Origin of the sequence: Phocaeicola acetigenes (genome assembly GCF_027529745.1) — a bacterium.
Taxonomy (GTDB): Bacteria; Bacteroidota; Bacteroidia; order Bacteroidales; family Bacteroidaceae; genus Phocaeicola; species Phocaeicola acetigenes.
This window is the reverse complement of sequence record NZ_JAPZVM010000001.1, coordinates 90,826-116,267: the sequence shown is the minus strand read 5'-3', so window position 1 is coordinate 116,267 and position 25,442 is coordinate 90,826. Positions and strand designations below refer to the sequence as shown.

The window sequence follows — 25,442 nt, the reverse complement described above, 5'->3', positions numbered from 1 at the left end:
TTCAGTATCGTTCTATCGGGTAAGCAGTCCATCAGAAGAGCCTGTCCGGATTCTTCTCTGCCTGCCATTGTTCTATCGACATGCTATAAAGCCATGAAGTCTTCTCTTCCTTACGCTCTACAAAGTACACAAACGAAATATCGTTTTCTACGATATGAATGTTGTCGTTCGGCGTTACCACCAGAAGCTGGAGATGAAGCTGCTTGCACAAGTTTATCAGATAGCGTGCCTTGTCTTCGTCCTGCGCCTTGAAAGCCTCATCGATGGCAATAAAGCGGAAGGAATTTTCCTGCATTCCACTTTTGGTAAGCCCGAACTGATAAGCGATGGCAGAACCCAATATGGTATAAGTGAGCTGTGCCTTCTCTCCTCCCGAGAGGTGCCCCATGTTTTCGTAAGTAGTTTCCTTGAGCTTGGTTTCACGGTTGAACTCCTCTGCCTTGTACGAGAACCAGGAACGGACATCCATCACCCTCTTGCGCCAATCCTCGTCTTCCAAACGCGACATCAAGGGCTCTATATGGTCGCGGAAATGAATCTTCCGTCCGTCTACCGTAGCATTCATCTGCTGGATATTGGGCATAGCCTCATCCATAAGCTTACGGAACTCGCGCGCCTCCTCGTGAGCCCGACTTTGTGCCACAAGCTGGATATAAGTGACCGGACGCGAACGGTAATCAATGCCCTGCAACGATTCGTTGAGCATCTTGATATTCTCGTCGATGGCATCTTTCCAGTGCATGAAAAACATACGGAACTCGCCCACCTTGTCTATCAGTGTCTTTTGCAGGTAGTTGTCGAATTGCTTTTCGTACTTGGGCAAGTTCTCCTTCTGAAGACGTGCCAGTAAGTGCCGGTATTCCTCTATCAGCTCGATGTGTTCGGCTTCGGGCAAAGCGTCTACATCCGAGCGCCAGTCCTTGAACTTCTCCGTAATGTACTCCGACGGATACTTGAAGGTGCGTATGTGGTTCTTAGCCTCATCTTCGAACTCCCGTTTTCCGTTGGCCAGCTTCCCTCTCTCGCGGTCGTTGCGGTTCATGAACGAGGTATACTCCTGCTTCAGCTTTTCGTAGGTACAATCCTTCAAGTCTTTGTAAGCCTGTTCAAAGTCGGTAAGCATCATCGAGCGGAGCGAAGCAATGCGCTTCTGTGCCTCCTCCATATCGGTCTGAGTCTCTTCTATCTTCCGTTCTACACCGAAAATCTGCTTCAGTTTATGGGCAATATCTTCCTTGGATATCTTCTGGAGCGCATTTTTCACCTCTTCCAATTGCTTCTGTAAAGCCTGGATGGTGTTGTTGTTCTGTTCCAGTTCGGTCTTGTTTGCTTGTTTCTCCTGAAGACGAAACGCATACTCTTTCCAGTCGAGCGCATCGTAGTCGGCAAAAGCGTCGACCAGCTTCTTGCTCAAATCGTAGATATATTGCACTTTCTGACGCTCGGCACCGATGGTATTTATCTGCGAAAGGAGTTCGATGTCTTTCTCCTGGAGTTTTTTCACCTCGTGCTGAAGAAGCGCAATCTTCTCCTGATTGTCCCAGCCCAAAATGTAATTTTCCTTACGGGCAACGTGTGCACGGTCGTCTTTCTCGTGTCTCTCGTGCGAGAACTTCACCAGTCCTTCGCGCGTCACCGCCTTCTCGGTATAGCGTTCGAATTCCTCCAATGAGCCTACGCAGGAATAATTATACTTTTCGAAGATGGTATCGCGAATCCAGTCTTCGTACACGGAGTCGGAACGTATTTCTATCTTGTCTAAAACCCGGTTTTCTGTGTCCGCAAACGTATCGATACCCGCCAGCGAATTATACGTACGATAGCGGTAATACGTGATACGTCCGTTCAGATTGGTTTCATTGATAAACTGGTTCACCTGATGGTAGTATTCTTCGGGAACGAGCAGATGCAAGGCAAAATGATGAAGAATCTTTTCGATGGCACCTTCCCATTTCAGATGGTCTTCGGATACCCGAATCAACTCGCCGATGAAAGGAATTTCCTTTTTGGTAGCTCCCGTATGCGCCAGAATCAGGTCGCGTATTTCCGATTCGCGCACAGGAATGTTGTTCTTGTTCTTCTTCAAAGCCTCGATGGTAGCCAGATGGCTTTCTATCTCTGCTCCGATGGCATTGCGTTCGTTTTCCAGCGACACGGCCTCGCGGATATGGTTTTCTATCTCGCCGGAGAGTTGTTCAAGGCGTTTTTCCGTCTCCTCACGTTGCTTCCGGAACGTATCTTTCTCGGGGTTGGCCACAAGCGATAATTGGGAAGCCACCTCGTTGTACTCGTCCATCTTGCGCATACGTTCGTCGCGAAGTTCTCCCAAGTGAAGAATCTCCTGCTCCATCTCCTTTACTTTGCGTCCCACCTCGTCGTTTTCAATGGAAAGAGCCAGCGTACGTTCTTCCGCTTTCAGACGCTCTTCCTCCTGACGGAGCTTATCTTCTTCCTTGTGCAAGAGTTTCTTTTCCTTCTGAGCCTGGTCGATACGCGCTTCACCCAGTTCGATGGTTTTCCGCGCAAACCAGTATTCAGCCGTTTCCCGGTCTACTCCAAGTTGCTTGATACGATCTGTAGCCTCCTGTATCTTCCCCGCCAGTTCGGCAATAGGGGTAAGCATGGCAATCTGCTCGCGTGCCTTCTCGATATTGGTCTTGGCATCCATGAGCGTCTTGAAGCTATCTTTCAGCATGATGTATTGCGACTCGGCATTCTGCTCTTCGAGCATATTGGTTCGGATAAAGTCATCCAGGTCGTCGAGTACCTTTACACCCACAATCTGGTTGAACAATCCCAGCGCCTTGACGGAGCGCATTCCGAAAAGCTGAGTCATACGTTCGGCATAGCCCACCGGTCCTTCGAAAAACTCCACCATATTCCGGCTTCCCTTGTATGCACTCTCCAGACGGCGGCGCCATACTCCCTTGCCGTCGAAAGGCTGGAAATCACGCTTAATCTCGAGTGCACAATGTGCCAGTCCGAAGGTACGGCGCAATTCTCCACCAGAAAACCATCGTACCTGGAAAATCGTCACTACACGCTGCTCCGTATTGGTAAACGTAGCAAGCAGCACGGAGTAAGCCGACTGGTCGCGCAGGGCCTGTGTAGTGGCACCCTTCTCTCCCTCGCGCTGGATGTTTCCATAATGCCCCAGCACGTAGGTTTCCTCCGTACGGTTTCCTTTCTTCTCTACCCCCGACGACTGGTTGTAAAACCGGTCCTTCTTGGCCGGCACCATGAGGGTGAGCAAGGCATCGATAATGGTACTCTTTCCCGAAGCGTTGGCTCCGGTAAGCAGGGCATTGTTTCCCTGGGGTTCCATGCGGAAAATCTTCTCGTGAAAGGTTCCCCAGTTGTATATCTCCATATATTGCAAACGGAATCCCGATGCATCGGAACCGGTACTAAACAGACTCAACATATTCCTGAAGTTTATTCTTAAAATCCTGTAGTTTATCCAATGTTACTTTCTCCTTGATAATGCGGTGTATCTGATACGTATCTACATTATCGCGCTTGATGACCTTGAGATAGCCCAGACTCACGATGCGGTTGATGTACGAATCGATTTCGTTGAGCAACTTTACGCGGTTGAAGCGTTCGGGAAGGAACATTTCGATGCGTTCCTTCAGCTCGTCGGCACTCACAAACCGCTCTGTAGCGTAAAGCTCGTCGATGTTGCTATCGAACTCCTCCAGCATCTGACGCAGGATAATGAGAATCACCGATACTTCGAAGCCCAGCTGCTGGCGGGCAATGAGTCCGATGGTCTTTCCCTCGTCGTCTACTATCTGCTTGATATAAGCAAAACCTTCATCGCGCTTGATGATGAGTTCCAGCCCGATGTGCGACAGGTATTTCTGAATCTCCGTCTGATAGTTCAGGATATTCTCCCACAAGGCCTTATCGGTACACTCCACCGGTCCTTTCAGCAATCGTACTACCACTCGGCCGTAGGGAGCTATAATTGTATCTAAGTTCATCGTAATATAATAATTTCGGGTATGACAATTGATTTCTGTTGTTCCGCATTGAAAAGGATGGTCTGCGTACGCTCCGGATGAATATGATGACGGAACTTCCGTACCACACTGATGTATCCGAAGAGTTCGGACAAGCCTTTCTCCAGTCCTCCGTTTTCTTCAATTACTTCCGACAGGGAGATTTGCTTACGGCGCTTCAGTGCACCGGCAATCCTCAATCGGAGTACCTCACGGTCTATCGTACGATTTGCAAACAGGCTTTCGGCATGTTGTGCCTCGGCTATATCTCCTTCGGCTACCTCCAGCACCTTGTCGTAGGTTATCTCTACGGCTTTTTCCAGAGTAAGTTTTCGTTCGATAGGAAGTGCAATCTCCGGTTCTGTCTCCAGTTCAATGGAGATATCCGGCCTTATGTTCTTTGCGGCCAGTTGCAACAAGAGTGCCTGAATATCCTGAGTCACTCTTTGGGATGCCATAATCTGCGATTTTCCACTCTCACAAATAATACGGCTCAGTTTTTCGGCCATCTTGTCGTTGGCCTGATACACCTTCTTCCCGCTATTGTACAGGTATCCCTTCATATTGCGCAGGAACAAGTCTTCCTGGCGGATTTGTTTCGAATCAATCGAACTGTACAAATCGTTTACCATCTCGTCCCACTTCTCCTGCAAGGAAGGTGTCATAAGAAACTCCCAAAAGGCATAGAAACTCTTTCCTTGCGAACTATGCTGGAGATTCTCGAGTGCATCGAAGGTAAAACCAAGAATCTCTCCTTTCGACACATCTCCTTCGGCATGTTTCTGATAAATGGATTTGGTAATGGCCTTGAAGTTATCTTCCACCTCCTTAAAGTCGGACAACAACTCCTTTGCCGTCTGGGTAATGTAGCGGAAACGGGGCAAAACCTGATACTCTTCGTACACCACGGCACTCTCTCCGGCCTGGATACTCTGAATCTGATGTTCGATTTCCATCTTCTTCTGTTCCAGCATACGGATTCGTTCCGAAGCATCTTCGTTGGTAAATTCCACCAGTTCCTTGATCTGTCCGAAGAGGTTCATGAATTTCGACTCTGTACCTACAAACTCTTCCCGTTTCAGACTGATAAGCCAGTCGATGGCTTTGCTGGTATACGAGGACAGTTCATAGAACACTTCTCCACTCTCCTCCTGATAATTGCGAAGAAAACCTTTGTCGGTCCATCGCTGGATATATTTGTATGCTTTTTCCTCATACGAATCGAATACGGAAATATCGTTTTCTTCGTCGTTCTCCAGATTAGCCGAAGTAAGATAGTCTACCAGATTGCGGCGTAACACCTCGTAAGACACCGGCTCGCGGTGACGATAGAAAGTCTTGTAAAGAAATAAAACTATAATCTCCCTGTTTCTTTGCTTGAGAAGCTCCACACTTGGAGAGTTATTCAATATATCGGATAATAAATTTTCTTCTGACACCATACATTTGTTCAAAATGGGGCGTGAAATTAGTGATTTTTTTCATTATGGACAAGCAGAACAGAAGGAAACAAAAACAAAAGCGCATGAAAACGAAAAAACCATTTTCATACGCTTTTCTTAATTATAATCTCATTACAGGCTTACATTACAAAATGCTCTGGCGTACGCGCACAAGCCGTACAAGCAAATCTTCCAGCAAGTCCAGTTTAAGCATGTTTGCTCCATCGCTTTTTGCCACCGACGGATCTTCGTGTGTTTCCATAAAAAGCCCATCTACGCCAACAGCTACTCCCGCCTTGGCTACGGTTTCGATGAGCTGAGGCATTCCACCGGTCACTCCCGAAGTCTGGTTAGGCTGTTGCAAAGAATGAGTCACATCCAATATTACAGGATGCCCGAAGCGTTGCATTTCCGGGATACCGCGATAATCCACAATCAAGTCCTGATAGCCGAAAGTCGTTCCACGTTCGGTAAGCATCACCTGTGGATTTCCGGCTTCTACAACTTTATCGGCCGCAAATCTCATGGCACCGGGCGAAAGGAACTGGCCTTTCTTGATATTTACAATCTTACCGGTCTTGGCAGCAGCTACCAGCAAATCGGTCTGACGGCACAAGAACGCCGGAATCTGAAGTACATCTACATACTCGGCAGCCATAGCAGCCTCATCTGCGGCATGAATATCAGTCACGACGGGGACACCGAATGTTTCGCGCACCTTAGCCAGCACCTTCAACGCTTTCTCATCACCAATACCGGTAAATGAGTCCAAACGCGAACGGTTAGCCTTACGGTATGAACCCTTGAATACATAAGGAATATTCAACTTATCCGTAATTTTTACAATACGTTCTGCAATGCGCAACGCCATATCTTCACCTTCTATCACACAGGGCCCTGCCAATAGAAAGAAATTCTCACTATTCTTTAAATCTGAAATTGTATGTATCATAATCTTAATTAGGAATTATCAATGTTAATGCTTCCGGAGCAATAGTTACATCGACCGGGAAATGACGGTCAAATACAATTCGCCCATCGATACTGATTTCTGCGTTCTGCGCACGTAATATTTTCACTTTTCGTGTCCGATAAGGCTTCACAATCTTATGATTCAGCAAACGTCCCTGCTGAAGCATCCACAAACCGGAAATCAGTTGTCTCAACTCCGGACGATATACCAAAGAGACATCCAGCCAACCATTGTAGGGTACTGCACTTGGAGTCAATCCATATCCTCTGCCACTTCCAATAGCAACAGCCATCAAACGTCCCCGTATGTGTTCTCCATTTACTTTCAAGTGCATACGGTACAATTTACGCTCGAAGGCCACCAGAAACAAAGAAGCCAGATAAGAAATCAAAGGTATTCCCCAAAAACGACGAGTTTCATTGGTAATACGTACAATACGTGCTCCCAAACCGATATATACCGCATTCAGGAAATAACGTGATACATGTTTCTCCCCGTCAAAAGAACAAAATACGCCTAAATCGACCTTACGCAAACGACGGTTAATCAATACATCTACCGCTCCTTTGTAATCATCCGAATCAAGTCCCCAATACTTAGCAAAATCATTCCCTATTCCATTGGGGATGATTCCAAGTGCTATCTGATGCTTATCTGCAGCATCCGACAGCATGATACCATTAACCGCATCGTTCAATGCACCGTCACCACCTACGATGACAATCGTCTGATAACCGTTATTTGCCAGTGTACGGGCCAGTCTTTCCACCGAACCAAACCCTTCAGACTGTACATAATCAAACTGCACATTTTTGCTTTCCATATAGGCACGAATATCTCTCCAGCGCTTTTGCGCTTTTCTGCTTCCTGCTTTCGGATTATATATCACTCCCCAACGGGTTGGTTCTACTGCCATATTCTATTTGTTTTAATGAGTTGCAACTAACGATAATATCTTATTTACCTTTTCCTCCATGGGCAAGGTTGCATCAATCCAATGAATGGTGAACCCTCTTCGTTCCATCCCCCGGAACCACGTCATCTGCCGCTTGGCAAACTGATGAATCGCAATCTCAAGTTGATGATACATTTCCTCATAAGTCAGTTCACCGGTCACGTAAAGAGTCAGATATTTATACTCCAAACCATAATAAATCAGGTCTTCAGGAGCAATGCCACTTTCCAGTAAAGCCCGCACTTCTTCTATCATTCCCTCATCAAGCCTTTGCTTCAAACGTCTGGAAATCTTTTCACGACGCAGTTCACGGTCAATATCCACTCCGATAATAAGGCTACGGATTTCAGGAAAAGCCCGCTCTTCCACATTCTGATGAAGATAATACTCTTCTATTTCAATAGCCCGAATAGCTCTCTTTACAGTATCTACATCTGTAGAATTATGTAACTTCTTGTAAGTAGCCAATATATCTGTCAACTCTTTCAACGATTTATCGGCCAGTTTTGTTCGGAGTTCGGGATTTTCCGGTACAGGAAGTAACTTGTATCCTTTCAGCACAGACTCAATGTACATCCCGGTACCTCCACACAATATAGGCAACAAGCCCCGTTTCCGCATATCTTCGTAAGCAGAAAGGAAATCACGCTGAAATTCGAATACATTATATTTATATCCAGGTTCGGCTATGTCAATAAGATGATAAGGAACCGGATGCCCGTCTACTACATAGTCGGCAAGATCCTTTCCCGTTCCCAAATCCATACGCCGATAAATCTGACGACTATCTCCGCTTATAATTTCCGTACCCATACGGGCAGCCAGAGAAGCCGCCAATGGTGTCTTTCCAGAGGCTGTGGGACCAAGTATCGTGATTAAATCGTAATTCATATTTCTTTTTAAGTATTCAATGGACAAAGATAACTTTTTTCTGCACATGCATCACAGATATGCGCAAAAAACTCACTTTTGCATTGAAACAAAAGCTTTCTTCCTACCTCACGTTACAAAAGACGAAAGACCTTTAAAAATTTGCAAACCACAACACATCCTCAATCTATTTTCGTACTTTTGTTTAAAAATGATAACAAGACATGGCAATACACATTATAAATAAGACGAAACGTTACTGGAACATTACATTTTGTTGCATTGGGTCTGTATTGCCTACCACTTTACAAGCACAACAGAAAGAAGAAGAGCTCAAGCTCAATATGGATGCGGTGAAAATGATTCAGTTCAATTTCAACCGTGGTACTCAAGAGGTGATAGAACAACCCATTGATGCTCCTCTTGAAAAAAAATGGATGAAGTTCCGTAGTGATTTATCTATGCCACGAAGTTTAACCGACACGACTAAGGTGAAAAAGATAGAATATTACGTACGGCCTGAGCCTTATACAATATGGGTTCGTTTTGGAGAAAACCCCGTTTACGACGTAATACCAAGCCTTAAAAAACAATGGAAAATTCATTGGACACTGAATCCCTTTAAAAATTATCAAGAAGAATATGGGAAAAGCATTAAACCTGGAACCGGGGAAATGTATAGTAGCATCAATACTCCCGCAGGACCGTCGGTTGCGGTTGTCTTCGATGCCGATAAGTTATTATATGAATCGCTGACTAAACGAGGTCGTGCCATCAGACACAACCGTAAGCATGCCAACGCTTGGAAAACCTACAAGGAATACCAGCCTACTGCTGCCGATAGTGCCAAGTTTCCTCATTTTATACCTTTTCTTCCTATATACCAGACACAGGCAGATAGTTTGTCAACCCCTCAACAGGCACAAAAAAATGTAACACCGAACTCACAAAAGCTGCGTACACAGCCAGAAGAAGGGGAATCACGTTTCTCTACCTATATCAAACAACGAATGGCAGAAGATTCTATTCGCCGACAAGAGTTTTTGCGGAAAGACAAGATTAAACACAATGCCTACGAAACAGAAAAGCAAATCCGAAGATTAAAAGAACAACAAGACTGAAGATATACGCAACATTTTATATTTCCAATAAAGCTGACAGGAACTCTCCAAACGACATTATTGCAATCATTACAAATTAATAATATACTTATTTTTAGGTATTGTAAAAATTAACCTAAATTCGTATCTTTGCCACGGTTTTAAAAGTTGAACCATAAAACACATTAATTTATTTACTATGGCAATGAATTTTAAAGAAGGTCGTTGGAACCATGAAATCAATGTAACAGATTTCGTAAAGACAAACATCACCCCTTATGAAGGCGATGCCTCATTCTTGGTAGGTCCTACAGAACGTACAAAAGCAGTATGGAACAAATGTTTGGAAGCTTTGGCTGAAGAACGTGCTAACAACGGTGTACGCTCACTCGACCCATCGACAGTTTCAACCATTACATCATTCGCTGCCGGATATATTGATAAGGATAACGAGGTTATTGTCGGCTTGCAAACAGATGAAGTATTGCGCCGCGCTATCAAACCGTTCGGAGGTATTAAGGTTGTAGAAAAAGCATGTCGTGAAAACGGAGTGGAAGTAGATCCTAGAGTTAAAGATATCTTCACTCACTACCGCAAAACACATAATGATGGCGTTTTCGATGCATATACAGAAGAAATTCGTTCTTTCCGCTCTTTGGGATTCCTGACTGGTCTTCCAGACAACTATGCACGCGGACGTATCATCGGTGACTACCGCCGTCTGGCATTGTACGGTATCGATCGCTTGATCGAAGCAAAACAAGACGACTTGCGTCATTTGACTGGTCCTATGACAGACGAACGCATCCGTTTGCGTGAAGAAGTAGCAGAGCAAATCAAAGCTCTGAAGGAAATCAAGGTTATGGGTCAGCAGTATGGTCTTGATTTGAGCCGCCCTGCTTTGAACGCACAGGAAGCCGTTCAGTGGGTATATATGGCTTATCTGGCTGCTGTAAAAGAACAGGATGGTGCTGCCATGTCTTTAGGTAATGTATCATCATTCCTTGATATTTATATTGAATACGATTTGGCTCACGGAAACATCGATGAAGCACATGCACAGGAATTAATCGACCAGTTTGTTATCAAACTGCGTATGGTTCGCCATCTGCGTATGCAAGCTTACACTGATATTTTTGCCGGTGACCCGACATGGGTAACCGAAGCTATCGGCGGACGCTTCAACGATGGACGTACAAAAGTTACCAAAACTTCATTCCGTTTCTTGCAGACACTGTACAACCTCGGTCCTTCTCCAGAACCAAACTTGACAGTTCTGTGGAGCCCTGAATTGCCGGAAGGTTTCAAGAACTTCTGTGCACAGGTATCTATCGACACCTCTTCTATCCAGTACGAAAACGACGAGTTGATGCGTGAAGTGCGTAACTCTGATGACTACGGTATCGCTTGTTGTGTATCTTACCAGGATATAGGTCGCCACATCCAGTTCTTCGGTGCACGTTGTAACTTGGCTAAAGCGTTGTTGCTGGCTATCAACGGTGGACGTTGCGAAAATACCGGTACACTGATGGTAAAAGACATCCCTGTATTGAGCGGCGATGTATTGAACTTTGAAGAGGTATTGGCTAACTACAAGAAGGTCTTGAAAGAAATGGCTCGTGTATACAACGAAGCGATGAATATCATCCACTATATGCACGACAAATATTATTACGAAAAAGCACAGATGGCATTTGTCGATACACACCATGCAATCAATCTGGCTTACGGTGTAGCAGGTATGTCTATTGCTGTAGACTCTCTGTCTGCAATCAAATATGCAAAAGTTACTGCAAAACGTAATGATATCGGCTTGACAGAAGGATTCGACATCGAAGGTGAATTCCCATGCTTCGGTAACGATGACGACCGCGTAGACCACTTGGCTGTAGATTTGATCTACTACTTCGACGAAGAATTGAAGAAATTACCTATCTACAAGAACGCAAAACCGACTCTTTCTATCCTGACTATTACTTCTAACGTAATGTATGGTAAGAAGACAGGTGCTACTCCAGACGGTCGTGCCAAAGGTGTAGCTTTTGCTCCGGGTGCAAACCCTATGCACGGACGCGATAAGAATGGAGCTATTGCCTCTTTGAGTTCAGTTGCAAAATTGCGCTACCGCGACTCTCAGGACGGTATCAGTAATACATTCTCTATTGTTCCTAAATCATTGGGTGTAGATATGGAAAACCGTATTGAAAACCTGGTAACGATGATGGACGGTTATTTTGTGAAGGGTGCACACCACTTGAATGTAAACGTATTGAACCGCGAAATGCTGGAAGATGCTATGGAACATCCTGAAAAATATCCACAGCTTACTATCCGTGTATCTGGTTATGCTGTAAACTTTATCAAGTTGAGCCGCGAACACCAGTTGGAAGTAATTTCACGTAGTTTCCACGAACGCATGTAATAGAAAGCTGATTTTATAACTTACATAAGAAATGTCATTTCGGGTAAACCAGTATTCTATGGTACAATACGAATACGTATATGGATACTACTGCCTGAAATGACATTTTTATTTAGAAACTAATTCAGATGATTAGAGTACATTCTTATGAATCATTAGGCACATACGACGGTCCGGGCATTCGTCTGGTAGTTTTCTTACAAGGATGTAATTTCCGTTGCCTGTATTGTGCCAATCCCGATACAATCAATGCCAAAGGAGAAAGCAAAGAAACGGCACCAGAAGATATTCTGAAAATGGCCATCAGCCAAAAGCCATTCTTCGGGAAAAAAGGAGGAATTACCTTTAGTGGAGGAGAACCTACTTTTCAGGCAAAAGCTCTTATTCCTCTATTCCGTATGCTGAAAGAAGCCGGTATACATATTTGTGTAGACACTAATGGAGGAATCTGGAACGAAGACGTAAAAGAATTGCTTTCACTGGCCGACCTCGTATTACTGGATATCAAAGAGTTTAACGATGCTCGTCACAAGATTCTGACCAAACGGAGCAATGCACAGACATTAAAAACAGCAGCATGGCTGGAAGAAAACCAAAAACCCTTCTGGTTACGTTATGTACTGGTTCCAGGATACAGTTTCTTCCGTGAAGATATAGAAGCCTTGGGAGATCACTTTAAAGACTACCAAAGCATACAGCGAATAGAGATTCTTCCATACCATACTTTAGGAGTACATAAATATGAAGCCATGAATATGGAATATAAACTGAAAAATGTCAAACAAAATACTCCTGAACAGCTGGAAGAAGCCAAGGCTTTATTCGAAAAATATTTCAAAACTGTATATGTAAACTAATCCGCATCTTTAAAATCAGGATTAGTTTCATAGTAAACAAAGAAGTGTATCCAGCAAGAACATTCCTGCTGAATACACTTTCTTTTATATTAAGCACAAGTCAATATTATCTCATGGCTTTGAGTACTATCAGGTTACCTTTTATTATATTATCAGAACCGTTACATCCTTGGCACCATGAGCACCAAAGACCAAAGCCTGCTCAATATCTGCAGTTTTCGACGGTCCGGAAATAAACACTCCAAATCCGTACTTTCCTGTATCAATACGTTTATAAGCTTCGTGCATGTTATTTACCAAATCCGTACGATGAAGCAGAATAACCAATGCTTCCGATATAAAATAAACGGCACGCTGTTCTACATCCTGCTGTATCCATACCGCTCCATTCTCACACACTCCTACTTTACCATCTACAATCGCTAAATCCGTTCCATCTAAATCACCAGATTTTTCGACTTCGTCCGGATGAAAAGTAGCACATGTCACCGGGAACACTCTATCCCCCCTATGTACCTCCTTTACTACAGAAGCTATACGTTTGGCATTGGGATACAGAGTCCGAATGACCTGATTCAAATCTTCTTCTTCCTTCAACAGTACAGCATGTCCGCCTACTTGCTCCATTACCCTGCAAAACTGTTCCACCGGCTGATCAAAAGTCAACGCATGCTGTTCCAATTCAGACAAATCCGGTTTTTCATACCGTACGCGTGTATTACGACGTATACTTTGCAATATATCTTCTCTACTGCTCATGTCATTTCACTTTATTGTTTTTCCACATCTCGTTGAAGCTCTCTTTTGCAAATGTCGGCATATCATGCTCCTTGCCCCAGTCATTTAAACTATTATAAACAAACCAATGCGGCAGTTTATTGAGCACAGAGGCATTCTTTACAGCCAAGTTGAATAAACCAGGCCGTTCCATCAAAAACTTCATTCCACCAGACATCATTTTTTTAGAAGAGCTGGCAACTCCAAACGAATCCAGTTTCTGGCGCCAGCGATAAATCTGGTCAGCAAGATCCACTTTAGCGGGACATACGTTCTGACAAGAATGGCATAATGAACAAGCCGATACATTATCAGAATAATGCAACGGAGCTTTCAGCATACCCAAGTTAATTCCAATAGGTCCAGGAATGAAATACGTATAAGAATACCCTCCCGAGCGACGATACACAGGACACGTATTCATACAAGCCCCACAGCGTAGACAATTCAGCGTTTTAACATGATCTGGTTCAGCAAGAATACGGCTTCTGCCATTATCTACAATAATTATATGAAGTTCGCCACCAGGACGCGGTTTCCGATAATGAGAAGTATAAGTAGTAATAGGCTGTCCGGTTCCCGAGCGGGCCAACAAACGGGTAAAGACTCCCAATGCCTCACGGTCGGGTACAATCTTCTCCAAACCGAAAGCTGTAATCTGCAATTTAGGCTGCGAAGTACCCATATCAGCATTACCCTCATTGGTGCATACCACACACTCTCCTGTAGAAGCAACCGCAAAGTTAGCTCCCGTCATAGCCGCTTCGGCCTCTATAAATTTATGTCGCAAATTCTTACGAGCAGCATGAGTCAGATAAGTTTGATCATTATTTCCGGGTTCAGTACCCATCTCCTTCACAAACAGCTCTCCGATTTCTTCTTTCTTTACATGAATAGCCGGCAATACGATATGACTGGGACGCTTATGCATCAATTGCAAAATGCGTTCGCCCAAATCACTTTCCACCACTTCTACGCCTTTTTCCTCCAGATATTCATTCAGCCCGCACTCTTCTGCCAGCATCGATTTACTCTTGATAAAATGCTTAACCTGATGCCCTTGCAGAATATTATACACAATAGAACAATACTCTTCAGCATCTTTTGCCCAGTACACATGCGCTCCATTTGCCTGCGCATTCTTTTCAAACTCCTGCAAAAGCTGATCAAGGTGACTGTTGCTATACATTTTCAGTGCACAAGCCATATCGCGCAACTGTTCCCACTCGGGCACTTCTTTGCTTATTTTATCTCTTTTGGCACGAACCATCCACAACGTCTCATCGTGCCATGCAGCCATATCCTTGTTCTCAAGGAATCTTCCTGCTGCTTTCGAATGTTTCGTACTCATAGTCCTGCTGCTAAAATTTCTACCACATGAATCGTTTTGATGGGAAGTCCTTCTCTTGATATGATACCATTCTGATGCATCAGACATGAACTGTCGGCTCCTGCAATATATTCAGCTCCGGTCTTCATATGACGCATCACTTTATCTCGTCCCATCTGTCCGGAAACCGCATGCTCTTCTACCGCAAACATTCCTCCAAATCCGCAACACTCATCCGGACGTTCTGGTTCCACGATTTCAATATCATGTACCAGCGAAAGCAAATCACGCAACTTATTATAATAAGGAATGTTCAATTCACTGGGAGAAGACAGATGCATTAACCGCACTCCATGACAACTATTCTGTATACTTACTTTGTGAGGAAAAGAAGAGGGCAAGGAAGAAGGCCTGATTTTATCGTGAATAAACTCACAGATATCATAAATCTTACCTTCACTTGCACAACGATGTGGTTCTTTTGCGAGCAGTCTTCCGTAATTGTCACGGACAAAAACCACACAACTGGCAGAAGGTCCTACTATATAGTCATATTTCTCAAACAACTTATCAAAGCGCTTGGCAAGCTCTACCGATTCATCTTCAAATCCGGCATTTGCCATTGGTTGTCCGCAACAAGTTTGATCCAACGGATAATCAACGTCCACGTTCAGACTTTTCAGAAGCTTGTAGGATGCCACCCCTACCTGAGGGTACACAGCATTGATATAACAAGGAATAAATAATCCTACTTTCATATCTTACTTCATTTATTCAATTTTTCAGCAGCAAATGTAAAAGATATTATTGAATACACAGAATAGTGTAACATCTTTTATTGGTTCAAATTTATTTTTTTATCGAAAGTATCCTCCCATTCTATCCATATCATTTTTCTTCCATACCGTCGTTTTACGATAGAAAAAGCTTCGGATAAAGATTATGCAACCTTCATACCAAAGGCTATAAAACAGACTTATAAACAAGCAGATAAGAGAGTGGAACGAAAAGAAATTACTCATTGTTACCGACCATCCCAGTCTACCATTCAAAAAAATCTATCAGAAAAATGCTGTATTTTATAGGATATAAAAAACTTTCTCTCTATATTTGCCGACAAGAAACAACAAGCAAATAAACAATTATGAATAATAAGATGACAAATACATTCTTCTGGTGGCGCTACTTACAACTCACAAGGTCGTAAGGGCATCAGTCGTGTGTATATACCATCTTCAGATATAGCAAAAACGGGCTGTCGTACTTTACGACAGCCCGTTTTGTTTTTATTCCCTTTTTCCTTTATCCGAAACAACAAAAAAAACAGATTAATATGAAAACTTATCAAGTAGACAACGAAGGCTTTTATGGAGAATTTGGCGGTGCATACATTCCGGAAATACTGCACCGGTGTGTAACCGAACTGAGAGAATCTTATCTGCAAGTACTGGAAAGCGAAAGCTTCCGCCAGGAGTTTTCTTCCCTATTGCGCGATTACGTAGGACGACCTTCACCTTTATACCTGTCCAGACGATTATCCGAAAAATATGGCTGTAAAATCTATCTGAAACGTGAAGATCTCAATCACACAGGAGCCCATAAAATAAACAATGCCATCGGCCAGGTGTTATTAGCAAAGAGAATGGGTAAGAAACGCATCATTGCCGAAACCGGTGCCGGACAACATGGAGTAGCAACAGCTACAGTCTGCGCCTTGCTGGGTATGGAATGTGTAGTCTATATGGGCAAAACCGATGTAGAACGCCAACACGTCAATGTAGAACGTATGAAAATGCTGGGAGCCAAAGTACATCCGGTCACTTCCGGTAACATGACCTTGAAAGATGCAACCAACGAAGCCATACGAGACTGGTGCTGTCATCCGGCCGATACATATTACGTAATTGGTTCTACCGTCGGACCACATCCCTACCCCGACATGGTAGCACGCCTGCAATCCGTCATCAGCGAAGAAATCAAAAAACAGCTTATGGAGCACGAAGGACGTGACTATCCCGACTACCTGATGGCTTGCGTAGGTGGAGGAAGCAATGCAGCCGGTACTATTTATCACTATTTAGACGATGAACGGGTAAAGATTGTATTGGCCGAAGCCGGAGGAAAAGGTATAGATACTCCTTTCTCAGCCGCAACCATCCATCTAGGACGCTTAGGAATTATCCACGGTTCCAAGACATTGGTCATGCAAGACGAAGACGGACAGATTATGGAACCCTACTCCATTTCTGCCGGACTGGATTATCCGGGCATTGGTCCGATGCATGCCAATCTGGCTGCACAACGTCGCGCTACCGTACTGGCTGTAAACGATGACGAAGCCATACGTGCAGCCTACGAACTGACTCGTCTCGAAGGAATTATTCCGGCGCTCGAATCGGCACATGTATTGGGAGCCCTCCCCAAAATGTCCTTTAAGCCAACCGACATCGTAGTGCTCACCGTATCAGGACGTGGCGATAAAGATTTAAATACTTACTTAAACTATAACCTACAGTAATCCGCTTTATGAAACAATATACTTACATTACCAACCATAAAAGCTTATTGGGCGATTTGCATACCCCTGTAAGCACTTACCTGAAAGTACGCGACCTGTTTCCACAGAGTGTGCTGATGGAAAGTTCCGATTATCACGGTGTAGAAAACAACCGCTCGTTCATCGGTCTGAATCCCATCGCCAGCATCCGCATCAATCATGGAGTTGCCACCTTTGTCTTTCCCGATGGTCAACAAGAAGAACGGAACATCAGCGACGATTACCAGGTAGAACAAGCCATCCGTGAATTTATCTCCCATTTTCAGGTCGAAGGAGAATATGCCGGATACTGCGGTTTGTACGGTTACACCACATTCAATGCAGTACGCTATTTCGAAAAGATTCAGGTAAAAGACAGCACTGATGCCAAAAACGATGCACCGGAAATTCTTTACATCCTATACAAATACCTGATTGTATTCAATGACTATAAAAGCGAAATGGTCTTGATTGAGATGTTGGGAGAAGGAGAATCGGCACACCTCAGCGAAGTGGAAAAAGCCATCCACAACCGCAACTATACCACCTACGACTTCCGTGCCGTAGGTCCTGCTACCAGCACACTGACCGACGAAGAGCACAAGGCCAACATCCGGCAGGGCATTGCTCATTGCATGCGGGGAGATGTTTTCCAGATTGTATTATCACGCCGCTTTATCCAGCGATACGAAGGCGATGACTTCAAGCTCTACCGTGCATTACGCAGCATCAATCCGTCTCCATATCTTTTCTATTTCGACTTTGGCGGATTCCGCATTTTCGGTTCCTCACCCGAAACGCACTGCAAGATAGAAGACGGAAAAGCAACCATAGACCCAATAGCTGGCACCACCCGGCGAAGCGGCGATAAAGAAACAGACAAGCAACTGACCAAGGCACTGCTGGCCGATCCAAAGGAAAATGCAGAACACGTCATGCTGGTAGATCTTGCCAGAAACGACCTCAGCCGCAACTGTCATAATGCACGGGTAGAATTCTATAAAGAACCGCAATACTACAGCCACGTCATCCATCTGGTAAGCAGAGTAAGTGGAGATATGGACGAAGACAGCAATCCCATCCGCACATTTATCGACACCTTCCCGGCTGGTACCCTGAGCGGTGCACCCAAGGTACGCGCCATGCAACTCATCAGCGAACTCGAGCCACACAGCCGGGGAGCTTATGGAGGATGTATCGGATTCATCGGACTGAACGGCACATTAAACCAAGCCATTACCATCCGTACATTTGTCAGCCGCAACAACGAACTCTGGTTCCAGGCCGGAGGCGGTATTGTGGCACAAAGCAACGAAGAAAACGAGTTACAGGAAGTAAACAACAAGCTGGGAGCTTTGAAAAAAGCCATCCAGCTGGCAGAACAACTTTAACCAATCACCAAACGATATGAAAATAGTAATTATAGACAACTACGATTCTTTTACCTACAATCTGAGTCATCTGGTCAAAGAGCTGGGTGCAGAAGTAACAGTATTGCGAAACGACTGCTTTGCATTGGAAGACCTTGAAGCCTTCGACAAGATTCTGCTTTCCCCCGGACCAGGCATTCCTTCCGAAGCCGGTCTGCTGCTGGATGTCATCCGTACATATGCCGGACGGAAGCCCATTCTGGGAGTCTGCTTAGGAGAACAAGCCATCGGCGAAGCATTCGGAGGAAAACTCAGCAATCTGAACGAAGTCTTCCACGGCATCCAAAGTCCGGTAAAAATTATAGCTTCAGACTATCTGTTCGAAGGCTTACCACAGGAAATTCCCGTAGGACGATACCACTCGTGGGTAGTAGACCGAGAAGGATTTCCCGAATCACTGGAAATCACAGCCATCAGTCAGGAAGGCTACATCATGGCACTACGCCACAAAAAACTGGATATCCACGGTATTCAGTTTCATCCCGAATCGGTACTCACCCCCAATGGAAAACAAATGATAAGCAACTGGATTCACCATTAATCGGACAGACGTATGAAAGAACTATTGAAACGCCTCTTCAACCATGAAGAGCTAAGCCGCGAAGAAGCCTGCCAGCTTTTGCAGGACATCACCGCCGGCCGCTACAACGAAATACAGATTGCCTCTCTGCTCACCGTCTTTCAGATGCGTGGCATTAAGGTAGAAGAACTGATAGGCTTCCGCAACGCCTTACTCAGCACCCGCATTCCAGTCGACCTCTCGGCATACCGTCCCATCGACATTGTAGGCACAGGAGGCGACGGTAAAAACACCTTCAATATTTCCACCTGCGCCTGCTTCATTGTAGCCGGAGCAGGATACCCAGTAGCCAAACATGGAAATTACGGAGCCACTTCCATCAGCGGAGCCAGCAACGTCATGGAGTGTTACGGTATCCGGTTCACCAACGAACAGGATAAACTCCTCCGCTCCATGGAAAAATGCGGCATGGTCTATATGCACGCCCCCCTTTTCAATCCCGCCATGAAGACCGTTGCCCCAGTACGCAAGGCCATGGAAGTCAGAACCCTGTTCAATCTGTTGGGCCCGCTGGTCAACCCCTGCTTGCCGGCTTACCAGCTGCTGGGAGTAGCAGACCTCACCCAGATGAGGCTTTACACCAACACCTTACAAAGACTGGGCGTTGGCTTCGCAGTAGTCAACAACCTCGACGGATACGATGAAATCTCGCTGACCGATGAGTTTAAAGTCATGACCAACCGGTATGAAACCATCTACAAACCATCCGAATTGGGATTTGACATCGTTCGCCAAGAAGAACTGTTCGGAGGAAACACCCCTCAGGAAGCCGCCCGCATCTTCGACAATGTATTACACAACTGTGCCACTAAGGCACAAACCGAGTGCGTACTGATTAACGCCTCCTTTGCCATACAGGCCATGGAACCACTAAAACCAATAGAAGAATGTGTAGCTATCGCCCGCGAGTCACTGCAAAGCGGAAAAGCATTACGCACCTTAAAGAAATTCATCGAACTAAACAGCTAAACGTATGAAAGAAGACATCTTACAGACCATTATCGCCCATAAGCGCCGCGAGATAGAAGCCCAGGAACAAGCCGTATCACTCTCCGCACTAGAAGCATTGCTGGATACTCCCATGCCCGGCATCAGTATGAAACAGGCATTAAGACAATCCCCCTTCGGCATTATCGCCGAGTTCAAACGACGCTCTCCTTCCAAAGACTGGATACACAGAAATGCCCAGACCGAAGTAATAGCCCCTGCCTATCAGCAAGCCGGTGCCTCCGCCCTCTCGGTCCTCACCGACGAACCGTTCTTTGGCGGTAGCCTGAAAGATCTTCAATCCTGCCGTTCACTCGTACAGCTCCCCCTGCTGCGCAAGGACTTCATCATCAGCCCCTATCAGCTTTTTCAGGCCAAACTAAAAGGAGCCGATGCCGTGCTGCTGATTGCAGCCTGCCTCACCACCGGCCAGTGCAAAGAACTGGCCCATCTGGCCCATGAGTTACAGATGGAAGTCCTGCTCGAGATACACGAAGAAAGTGAGCTGGACCACCTTAATCCCCATATCGACATGGTCGGAGTAAACAACCGCCATCTGGGTACCTTCCACACAGACGTGAGCACTTCGTTTCAGTTGGCCAAGCTGCTGCCCGAAGAACTTACCCGAGTATCAGAAAGCGGCCTTTCACAACCCGAGACAGTAAAACAACTCCGCGAGGCCGGATTCCACGGTTTCCTCATGGGAGAAGCCTTTATGAAATCCCCCCGTCCGGGAGAAGCATTGTACAACTTCATTCAAGCATTACAAGTATGATAGTCAAAGTCTGTGGGATGCGCGACCCCGACAACATCCGCCAAACAGAAGCAGCCGGAGCAGACTGGATAGGATTCATTTGCTACCACAAGTCGCCACGCTACGTTTCCCATACTCCGGCCTACCTCCCTCAAAAGGCCAAACGCGTCGGAGTATTTGTCAACGCCCCTTTCGATGAAATCATCCGCCGGGCCAAAGAGCTGCAGTTAGATTACGTGCAGTTACACGGCAACGAATCACCCGCGCTTTGCAAGTTACTGCACAACGAAGGTCTGGGAGTCATCAAAGTCTTCGCCGTTCATAGCCTGTCCGATTTTAAGCAGACCGAAGCCTATGAAAGCTGTTGCGATTACTACCTCTTCGACACCCCCTGTCCACAATACGGAGGTTCGGGAAAACAGTTCGACTGGAGTCTGTTGTCACACTATCAGGGAAGCATCCCTTTCCTACTGAGTGGCGGACTCCGACCGGACAGTCTGGCAGCCCTCTCCCACTTCCGGCACTCCCAATGGGCCGGTATCGATCTGAACAGCGGTTTCGAAATTCAACCCGCCATGAAAGATACCACACTACTACAAAACTTTATTTCACAATTTAAACAGAATATACCATGAACCGTATCCATCAATTATTCAGCAACAAGAAGCAAGACATTCTGTCTATCTATTTCTGTGCAGGAACTCCCCGCCTGGAACAGACCACTGAAGTAATCCGCACACTGGCACAAAAAGGTATCGACATGATAGAAATCGGCATCCCTTTCAGCGACCCGATGGCCGACGGCCCCGTCATACAGGCAGCAGCCACACAAGCCCTCCGCAACGGAATGACACTGAAAAAACTCTTCGCCCAGTTGGCCGACATACGCAGTGAAGTACAGATACCTCTCATTCTGATGGGCTACCTCAATCCCATCATGCAATATGGCTTCGAAGCCTTTTGTCAAAGCTGCCAGACCTGTGGTATCGATGGGATGATTATCCCCGACCTGCCGTTTAAAGACTACCTGAACACCTACAAGCCCATAGCCGACCGCTATCAGCTGAAAGTAATCATGCTTATTACACCGGAAACAAGCGAAGAACGCATCCGCCTGATAGATGAACATACCGACGGCTTTATCTACATGGTTTCCTCGGCAGCTACTACCGGAGCACAGCAAGACTTCGATGCACAGAAACAAGCCTATTTCCAATCCATAGAAGCAATGAACCTGAGAAATCCCCGCATGATTGGTTTTGGCATATCCAACCGTCAGACCTACCGGGCAGCAGCAGCCCATGCAGCCGGATGCATCATCGGAAGCAAGTTTGTCACCCTGCTGGAAGAAGAACAGGGAAATGCAGCAAAAGCAGCCGACCGCCTAATGGAGTGCCTGCAACAAGACTGACACAGCCTACTGCACACCCATCCCAACCTATCCCCCTAAAGCAGTTGTAGCCCGCGAATCACTTCGCAGGCTACAACTAACTAATAACTAACTTTTTACTTTGTGGTTTACGTAATTTTATGACTAACACTGCAAAGGTAGGAACTATTGCCGACTGCATCAATACCTATTTGTTGGTATTTTCCGTTCCTCCCCGGATTGCAATACACTATAACTTCATTTTCACTTCACTCAGTTCCACCAGTTTATTGACAATCGCATAAATAGTCAGACCGGCAGCCGAGTGTATCTGCAGCTTTCGGGTAATGTTACGCCGGTGCGTAATAACCGTATGTATAGAAATAAACAGCTTTTCCGCTATCTCCTTATTGGTCATTCCTCTCACTACACACCCTACAATTTCTTTCTCACGCTGACTCAAAGGATTCTGATCATTTTCCTCTTCCTCCAGATTCATCAGTTCTGCAATCTTCGCATTCAGCGAATCCATATCATCGAAAAGGTTCACCGTGCCGTCGTACCCCTTCAGCTGATTGGCATCCACCACATTATATATCAACGAAATCAGTTTGATGCCTGTATTTCCGTATTCCGACTTAAAAGCCTCTACATCAAACCATCCGTCAAACTGAGGATTAATAATCAGTACCTCAGGACTATGAGCCTCCATGCAGTGTTGCAGTCCCTCCTTCGAGGTAATTTCAATAGTCTGCACATTCAGGTCGGGCAAATGTTTCAGCAACACCACCAGACCATGACGCACAATCATCGACGATTCTGCAACCGCTACAGTTATCACTTCTCTTGGTTTCATCTGACCTCCTTCTCCAATTCCATGATGGCAGGAACAAACAGATAGTCTTCTACCCGGTTATGCGATGCCAAATCTTCTTCACAACTAAAAATATCGAACAGCGTAGCGTTCAACAGTTGGTTATCTCCATTGGCCGGATAGTATTTTATAATGATATTCTTCAATTCGGTCAATTTTGCATTTATCTGATCATGATGACGGGCAAACACACTGATATTATACTCGCCGGAACGTTCTCCACGCAACAATGCATTGACATAGGTAAAAACTCTTTCGTTCTCGTATTCCATGTGCTTGCGAACCTCGCTCACATAATCATCAAAAAACTGTATAATGAGAAAAGCAATCTCGTTCTGTGTAGAACAATCTATTGCCTCAATCAGTTTCTTACGTATAGTAGGAAGCTGGAAGTCAAGAAAATAGGAATGAGCCTGCTTCAGGTAGTTCATCAAGGCTACCAGAGAAATATCCTTCAGATGATCCTGCATGCGGTTATTCTCCTCCGTCAGGAAGTTGACTACAGCGAGAAAGGTAGTACAGTCCACATCGTTCATCTCGCACACCTCCTGTACAGTCTTGTCTCCAAAGCCCAGCGATACACCAAAACGACTCAGCACCTGCAGCAAGGTATAGTTCTCGCAAATCAGGTCACTCATTTTATCCGTCGGCTTATATATCTTGGTTCTACACATATTAATTACTGTATTCATATTTTTTCCGTTGCAAAATAAGACAAATTATCTACGACACACAATCCCTATTTATTGGTATATTCAGGAAGTAAAGACAGACTGATGAACTTTTATAAAGGAATCGAGCCTCCATTAATTCTTTCTATATTAAATATCATTTAAATCATCTTGGATTTTAGCTTCCATATTCTGAGAGTCACGGTAACGTATAACTATCATACCCCTAAAAACCCCAGTAGCCTTCTCAATTGACAGCTGTATATCTCCACCAGTAACCTCCCATGTGCTGACATACTCAACTCTTCCTTGATGTACCTCTGCCATTAAAGCTGTATTAGAATCCGACAGAGCTGGATTATTCTCTTTTGAGCTTGTTGGTTCACCATACTTACGGGTGTACAAATCCTTGTAATAATCATAGCTGGTGACAAGTGCGTCCCATTCACCGCTTGAGTCAAAAAAAACAACGACTCCAAATACATTCTTTCCATCATCTGTAGCAATTATTCCAACCATCGCATTACGATCTGTGAAGTCACCCGAAAACAATGTAATATTATTCTCCTTACCAACTGAAGTAAATCCTTTAGCTTCCATCTTTTGACAAAATTCTACCATACTTCCTTCAATTGGAATACCCTTAAATGAAAGGTGCTCCTCTGCCATGAGGCTAAGAGTAACAAAAAATACAGTTAAAATAGAAATAATTTTTTTCATAAGTATCATATTATTAGTAAACCAACACGAATTTACGAATTAAATTCAGACAATTCACCTCTGTAATATTTTCTAACAAGGAAGTTGTAAAGGCAGATTTGAACATTCCTCAAAAAATCACTTACTGCTATCAATGTGTTAAAAAGTTTCAGAGAATCCGTCATCACTTTGCTTTCAATTATCTCTTCCTGTCGTGATTGATATAATTTCTCTGAGTCAAGATGGGTTTCATAGTTACGTTCATCTTTCCACCAGGCCGAAGTACGGGATTGTTTTTCGAGGAGAGATGTCAAATCCTGGTATTGACGATTGATTGCTTCCGAGAAGTACTTCATTATGGGCAAGAGTCTGTCCCATTCTGATTTCTTATGAGACTTCTCATTAAAGCCATAGAGTCTTTTGAAACCCTCATTGAAAATTACAAACATTTTTCCGCGCATAAACCTCCGATCATAATCGCGGTCAGCAAGAATGAAATATTTACCTGCTACCATACAGTCAATCATCGTAATAAAGATAAATAAGTAGACAGAGGCAACTGTTCGGTATATTTTGTGGAATTCATCATGTTGTTCCTTTGTGCATTCCAAAATACTTGTCATCAACGAAAGTCCCTCGGAGTGTTGTGCTATAATTTTATCTACAAAAGAAATAAATTCTTTACGCTCTGATTCCGAAAGTGTTTTTCCGTTGTATTGTCCCTCTTCAAAATATTGGGCATACTTGTAGTCTCTGATTTGTGCGTATTGTATGTCTGCAAATTCTTCGTTCATCATGCTATGAGTTTAATA

23 protein-coding genes are annotated in these 25,442 nt (G+C 44.7%); 10 read left to right on the top strand and 13 right to left on the bottom strand.

What is annotated here, in order from left to right; translation table 11 throughout:
• Positions 1 to 31: 31 nt before the first annotated feature.
• The 6 genes from O6P32_RS00475 to miaA form a co-directional block, all read right to left on the bottom strand.
• Positions 32 to 3,424 carry an ATP-binding protein gene (locus O6P32_RS00475; RefSeq protein ID WP_269876265.1) on the bottom strand — a complete coding sequence of 1,131 codons (3,393 nt, stop codon included), beginning with the start codon at positions 3,422 to 3,424 and terminating at the stop codon, positions 32 to 34.
• The gene (locus O6P32_RS00470) at positions 3,408 to 3,986 is read right to left on the bottom strand and encodes a DUF4194 domain-containing protein (protein ID WP_269876264.1); all 579 of its coding nucleotides are present in this window, start codon (positions 3,984 to 3,986) and stop codon (positions 3,408 to 3,410) included. The genes O6P32_RS00475 and O6P32_RS00470 overlap by 17 nt, the downstream gene beginning before the upstream one ends.
• Positions 3,983 to 5,446: a DUF3375 domain-containing protein gene (locus tag O6P32_RS00465; protein ID WP_269876263.1), complete on the bottom strand. Its 1,464-nt coding sequence runs from the start codon at positions 5,444 to 5,446 to the stop codon at positions 3,983 to 3,985. The genes O6P32_RS00470 and O6P32_RS00465 overlap by 4 nt, the downstream gene beginning before the upstream one ends.
• A gap of 145 nt (positions 5,447 to 5,591) precedes the next feature.
• A complete protein-coding gene (gene kdsA / locus O6P32_RS00460) occupies positions 5,592 to 6,386 on the bottom strand; it encodes a 3-deoxy-8-phosphooctulonate synthase (protein WP_178267305.1) in 795 nt (264 codons plus the stop codon).
• A gap of 16 nt (positions 6,387 to 6,402) precedes the next feature.
• On the bottom strand, positions 6,403 to 7,335 hold the full coding sequence (locus O6P32_RS00455) for a diacylglycerol/lipid kinase family protein (RefSeq protein ID WP_178267259.1): 933 nt from the start codon (positions 7,333 to 7,335) through the stop codon (positions 6,403 to 6,405).
• Between the two features lie 12 nt (positions 7,336 to 7,347).
• Positions 7,348 to 8,265: a tRNA (adenosine(37)-N6)-dimethylallyltransferase MiaA gene (miaA, locus tag O6P32_RS00450; RefSeq protein ID WP_269876262.1), complete on the bottom strand. Its 918-nt coding sequence runs from the start codon at positions 8,263 to 8,265 to the stop codon at positions 7,348 to 7,350.
• Positions 8,266 to 8,468: 203 nt separating this feature from the next.
• On the opposite strand from miaA, the gene O6P32_RS00445 reads away from it, so the two are divergent.
• The 3 genes from O6P32_RS00445 to pflA all read left to right on the top strand — a co-directional run bounded on the left by O6P32_RS00445 (position 8,469) and on the right by pflA (position 12,623).
• Positions 8,469 to 9,365 carry a DUF4858 domain-containing protein gene (locus O6P32_RS00445; protein WP_269876261.1) on the top strand — a complete coding sequence of 299 codons (897 nt, stop codon included), beginning with the start codon at positions 8,469 to 8,471 and terminating at the stop codon, positions 9,363 to 9,365.
• A 178-nt stretch (positions 9,366 to 9,543) separates the two neighbouring features.
• Positions 9,544 to 11,766 carry a formate C-acetyltransferase gene (gene pflB, locus O6P32_RS00440; RefSeq protein ID WP_178267262.1) on the top strand — a complete coding sequence of 741 codons (2,223 nt, stop codon included), beginning with the start codon at positions 9,544 to 9,546 and terminating at the stop codon, positions 11,764 to 11,766.
• A gap of 128 nt (positions 11,767 to 11,894) precedes the next feature.
• Positions 11,895 to 12,623: a pyruvate formate-lyase-activating protein gene (pflA, locus tag O6P32_RS00435; RefSeq protein WP_269876260.1), complete on the top strand. Its 729-nt coding sequence runs from the start codon at positions 11,895 to 11,897 to the stop codon at positions 12,621 to 12,623.
• Between the two features lie 144 nt (positions 12,624 to 12,767).
• Here pflA and O6P32_RS00430 read toward each other — a convergent pair whose 3' ends face one another.
• The 3 genes from O6P32_RS00430 to O6P32_RS00420 are packed head-to-tail and all read right to left on the bottom strand — an operon-like array spanning position 12,768 to position 15,488.
• Positions 12,768 to 13,382 carry a LutC/YkgG family protein gene (locus tag O6P32_RS00430; protein ID WP_178267264.1) on the bottom strand — a complete coding sequence of 205 codons (615 nt, stop codon included), beginning with the start codon at positions 13,380 to 13,382 and terminating at the stop codon, positions 12,768 to 12,770.
• A 1-nt stretch (position 13,383) separates the two neighbouring features.
• Complete coding sequence (locus O6P32_RS00425; RefSeq protein WP_178267265.1) at positions 13,384 to 14,751, bottom strand: lactate utilization protein B; 1,368 nt, start codon at positions 14,749 to 14,751, stop codon at positions 13,384 to 13,386.
• Complete coding sequence (locus tag O6P32_RS00420; RefSeq protein WP_269876259.1) at positions 14,748 to 15,488, bottom strand: (Fe-S)-binding protein; 741 nt, start codon at positions 15,486 to 15,488, stop codon at positions 14,748 to 14,750. The genes O6P32_RS00425 and O6P32_RS00420 overlap by 4 nt, the downstream gene beginning before the upstream one ends.
• A gap of 575 nt (positions 15,489 to 16,063) precedes the next feature.
• Here O6P32_RS00420 and trpB point away from each other — a divergent pair.
• From trpB to trpA, 7 genes are read left to right on the top strand one after another with little or no spacing between them, the layout of a single operon-like run.
• Positions 16,064 to 17,248 carry a tryptophan synthase subunit beta gene (gene trpB / locus O6P32_RS00415; protein ID WP_269876258.1) on the top strand — a complete coding sequence of 395 codons (1,185 nt, stop codon included), beginning with the start codon at positions 16,064 to 16,066 and terminating at the stop codon, positions 17,246 to 17,248.
• 8 nt (positions 17,249 to 17,256) lie between these two features.
• Positions 17,257 to 18,657 (top strand): anthranilate synthase component I family protein, encoded by a 1,401-nt coding sequence (locus tag O6P32_RS00410; protein ID WP_269876257.1) that lies wholly within the window; start codon positions 17,257 to 17,259, stop codon positions 18,655 to 18,657.
• Positions 18,658 to 18,673: 16 nt separating this feature from the next.
• Positions 18,674 to 19,237 (top strand): anthranilate synthase component II, encoded by a 564-nt coding sequence (locus O6P32_RS00405; RefSeq protein WP_269876256.1) that lies wholly within the window; start codon positions 18,674 to 18,676, stop codon positions 19,235 to 19,237.
• 12 nt (positions 19,238 to 19,249) lie between these two features.
• Positions 19,250 to 20,245 (top strand): anthranilate phosphoribosyltransferase, encoded by a 996-nt coding sequence (trpD, locus tag O6P32_RS00400; RefSeq protein ID WP_178267270.1) that lies wholly within the window; start codon positions 19,250 to 19,252, stop codon positions 20,243 to 20,245.
• Positions 20,246 to 20,249: 4 nt separating this feature from the next.
• Positions 20,250 to 21,038 carry an indole-3-glycerol phosphate synthase TrpC gene (trpC, locus tag O6P32_RS00395; RefSeq protein ID WP_269876255.1) on the top strand — a complete coding sequence of 263 codons (789 nt, stop codon included), beginning with the start codon at positions 20,250 to 20,252 and terminating at the stop codon, positions 21,036 to 21,038.
• Positions 21,035 to 21,652 carry a phosphoribosylanthranilate isomerase gene (locus O6P32_RS00390; protein WP_269876254.1) on the top strand — a complete coding sequence of 206 codons (618 nt, stop codon included), beginning with the start codon at positions 21,035 to 21,037 and terminating at the stop codon, positions 21,650 to 21,652. The genes trpC and O6P32_RS00390 overlap by 4 nt, the downstream gene beginning before the upstream one ends.
• Positions 21,649 to 22,428, top strand: a complete 780-nt coding sequence (trpA, locus tag O6P32_RS00385) for a tryptophan synthase subunit alpha (protein ID WP_269876253.1) — start codon at positions 21,649 to 21,651, stop codon at positions 22,426 to 22,428. Before O6P32_RS00390 ends, trpA begins: the two co-directional genes overlap by 4 nt.
• Positions 22,429 to 22,636: 208 nt before the next feature.
• Here the strand turns inward: trpA and O6P32_RS00380 are convergent, their stop codons facing one another.
• The 4 genes from O6P32_RS00380 to O6P32_RS00365 form a co-directional block, all read right to left on the bottom strand.
• The gene (locus O6P32_RS00380; protein WP_269876252.1) at positions 22,637 to 23,242 is read right to left on the bottom strand and encodes a response regulator transcription factor; all 606 of its coding nucleotides are present in this window, start codon (positions 23,240 to 23,242) and stop codon (positions 22,637 to 22,639) included.
• Entirely contained in the window at positions 23,239 to 23,952 is a 714-nt protein-coding gene (locus O6P32_RS00375) for a hemerythrin domain-containing protein (protein ID WP_405371002.1), read from the bottom strand. The genes O6P32_RS00380 and O6P32_RS00375 overlap by 4 nt, the downstream gene beginning before the upstream one ends.
• Before the next feature lie 129 nt (positions 23,953 to 24,081).
• Positions 24,082 to 24,651, bottom strand: a complete 570-nt coding sequence (locus tag O6P32_RS00370) for a hypothetical protein (RefSeq protein WP_269876251.1) — start codon at positions 24,649 to 24,651, stop codon at positions 24,082 to 24,084.
• Between the two features lie 32 nt (positions 24,652 to 24,683).
• Complete coding sequence (locus tag O6P32_RS00365; protein WP_269876250.1) at positions 24,684 to 25,427, bottom strand: hypothetical protein; 744 nt, start codon at positions 25,425 to 25,427, stop codon at positions 24,684 to 24,686.
• Positions 25,428 to 25,442: the final 15 nt, after the last annotated feature.

Bases quoted from the DNA above. Each gene is read 5' to 3' on its own strand.
- O6P32_RS00475 (WP_269876265.1), bottom strand. From the start codon at position 3,424: ATGTTGAGTCTGTTTAGTACCGGTTCCGATGCATCGGGATTCCGTTTG.
- O6P32_RS00470 (WP_269876264.1), bottom strand. From the start codon at position 3,986: ATGAACTTAGATACAATTATAGCTCCCTACGGCCGAGTGGTAGTACGA.
- O6P32_RS00465 (WP_269876263.1), bottom strand. From the start codon at position 5,446: ATGGTGTCAGAAGAAAATTTATTATCCGATATATTGAATAACTCTCCA.
- O6P32_RS00455 (WP_178267259.1), bottom strand. From the start codon at position 7,335: ATGGCAGTAGAACCAACCCGTTGGGGAGTGATATATAATCCGAAAGCA.
- miaA (WP_269876262.1), bottom strand. From the start codon at position 8,265: ATGAATTACGATTTAATCACGATACTTGGTCCCACAGCCTCTGGAAAG.
- O6P32_RS00445 (WP_269876261.1), top strand. From the start codon at position 8,469: ATGGCAATACACATTATAAATAAGACGAAACGTTACTGGAACATTACA.
- pflB (WP_178267262.1), top strand. From the start codon at position 9,544: ATGGCAATGAATTTTAAAGAAGGTCGTTGGAACCATGAAATCAATGTA.
- pflA (WP_269876260.1), top strand. From the start codon at position 11,895: ATGATTAGAGTACATTCTTATGAATCATTAGGCACATACGACGGTCCG.
- O6P32_RS00430 (WP_178267264.1), bottom strand. From the start codon at position 13,382: ATGAGCAGTAGAGAAGATATATTGCAAAGTATACGTCGTAATACACGC.
- O6P32_RS00425 (WP_178267265.1), bottom strand. From the start codon at position 14,751: ATGAGTACGAAACATTCGAAAGCAGCAGGAAGATTCCTTGAGAACAAG.
- O6P32_RS00420 (WP_269876259.1), bottom strand. From the start codon at position 15,488: ATGAAAGTAGGATTATTTATTCCTTGTTATATCAATGCTGTGTACCCT.
- trpB (WP_269876258.1), top strand. From the start codon at position 16,064: ATGAAAACTTATCAAGTAGACAACGAAGGCTTTTATGGAGAATTTGGC.
- O6P32_RS00410 (WP_269876257.1), top strand. From the start codon at position 17,257: ATGAAACAATATACTTACATTACCAACCATAAAAGCTTATTGGGCGAT.
- O6P32_RS00405 (WP_269876256.1), top strand. From the start codon at position 18,674: ATGAAAATAGTAATTATAGACAACTACGATTCTTTTACCTACAATCTG.
- trpD (WP_178267270.1), top strand. From the start codon at position 19,250: ATGAAAGAACTATTGAAACGCCTCTTCAACCATGAAGAGCTAAGCCGC.
- trpC (WP_269876255.1), top strand. From the start codon at position 20,250: ATGAAAGAAGACATCTTACAGACCATTATCGCCCATAAGCGCCGCGAG.
- O6P32_RS00390 (WP_269876254.1), top strand. From the start codon at position 21,035: ATGATAGTCAAAGTCTGTGGGATGCGCGACCCCGACAACATCCGCCAA.
- trpA (WP_269876253.1), top strand. From the start codon at position 21,649: ATGAACCGTATCCATCAATTATTCAGCAACAAGAAGCAAGACATTCTG.
- O6P32_RS00380 (WP_269876252.1), bottom strand. From the start codon at position 23,242: ATGAAACCAAGAGAAGTGATAACTGTAGCGGTTGCAGAATCGTCGATG.
- O6P32_RS00375 (WP_405371002.1), bottom strand. From the start codon at position 23,952: ATGAATACAGTAATTAATATGTGTAGAACCAAGATATATAAGCCGACG.
- O6P32_RS00370 (WP_269876251.1), bottom strand. From the start codon at position 24,651: ATGAAAAAAATTATTTCTATTTTAACTGTATTTTTTGTTACTCTTAGC.
- O6P32_RS00365 (WP_269876250.1), bottom strand. From the start codon at position 25,427: ATGATGAACGAAGAATTTGCAGACATACAATACGCACAAATCAGAGAC.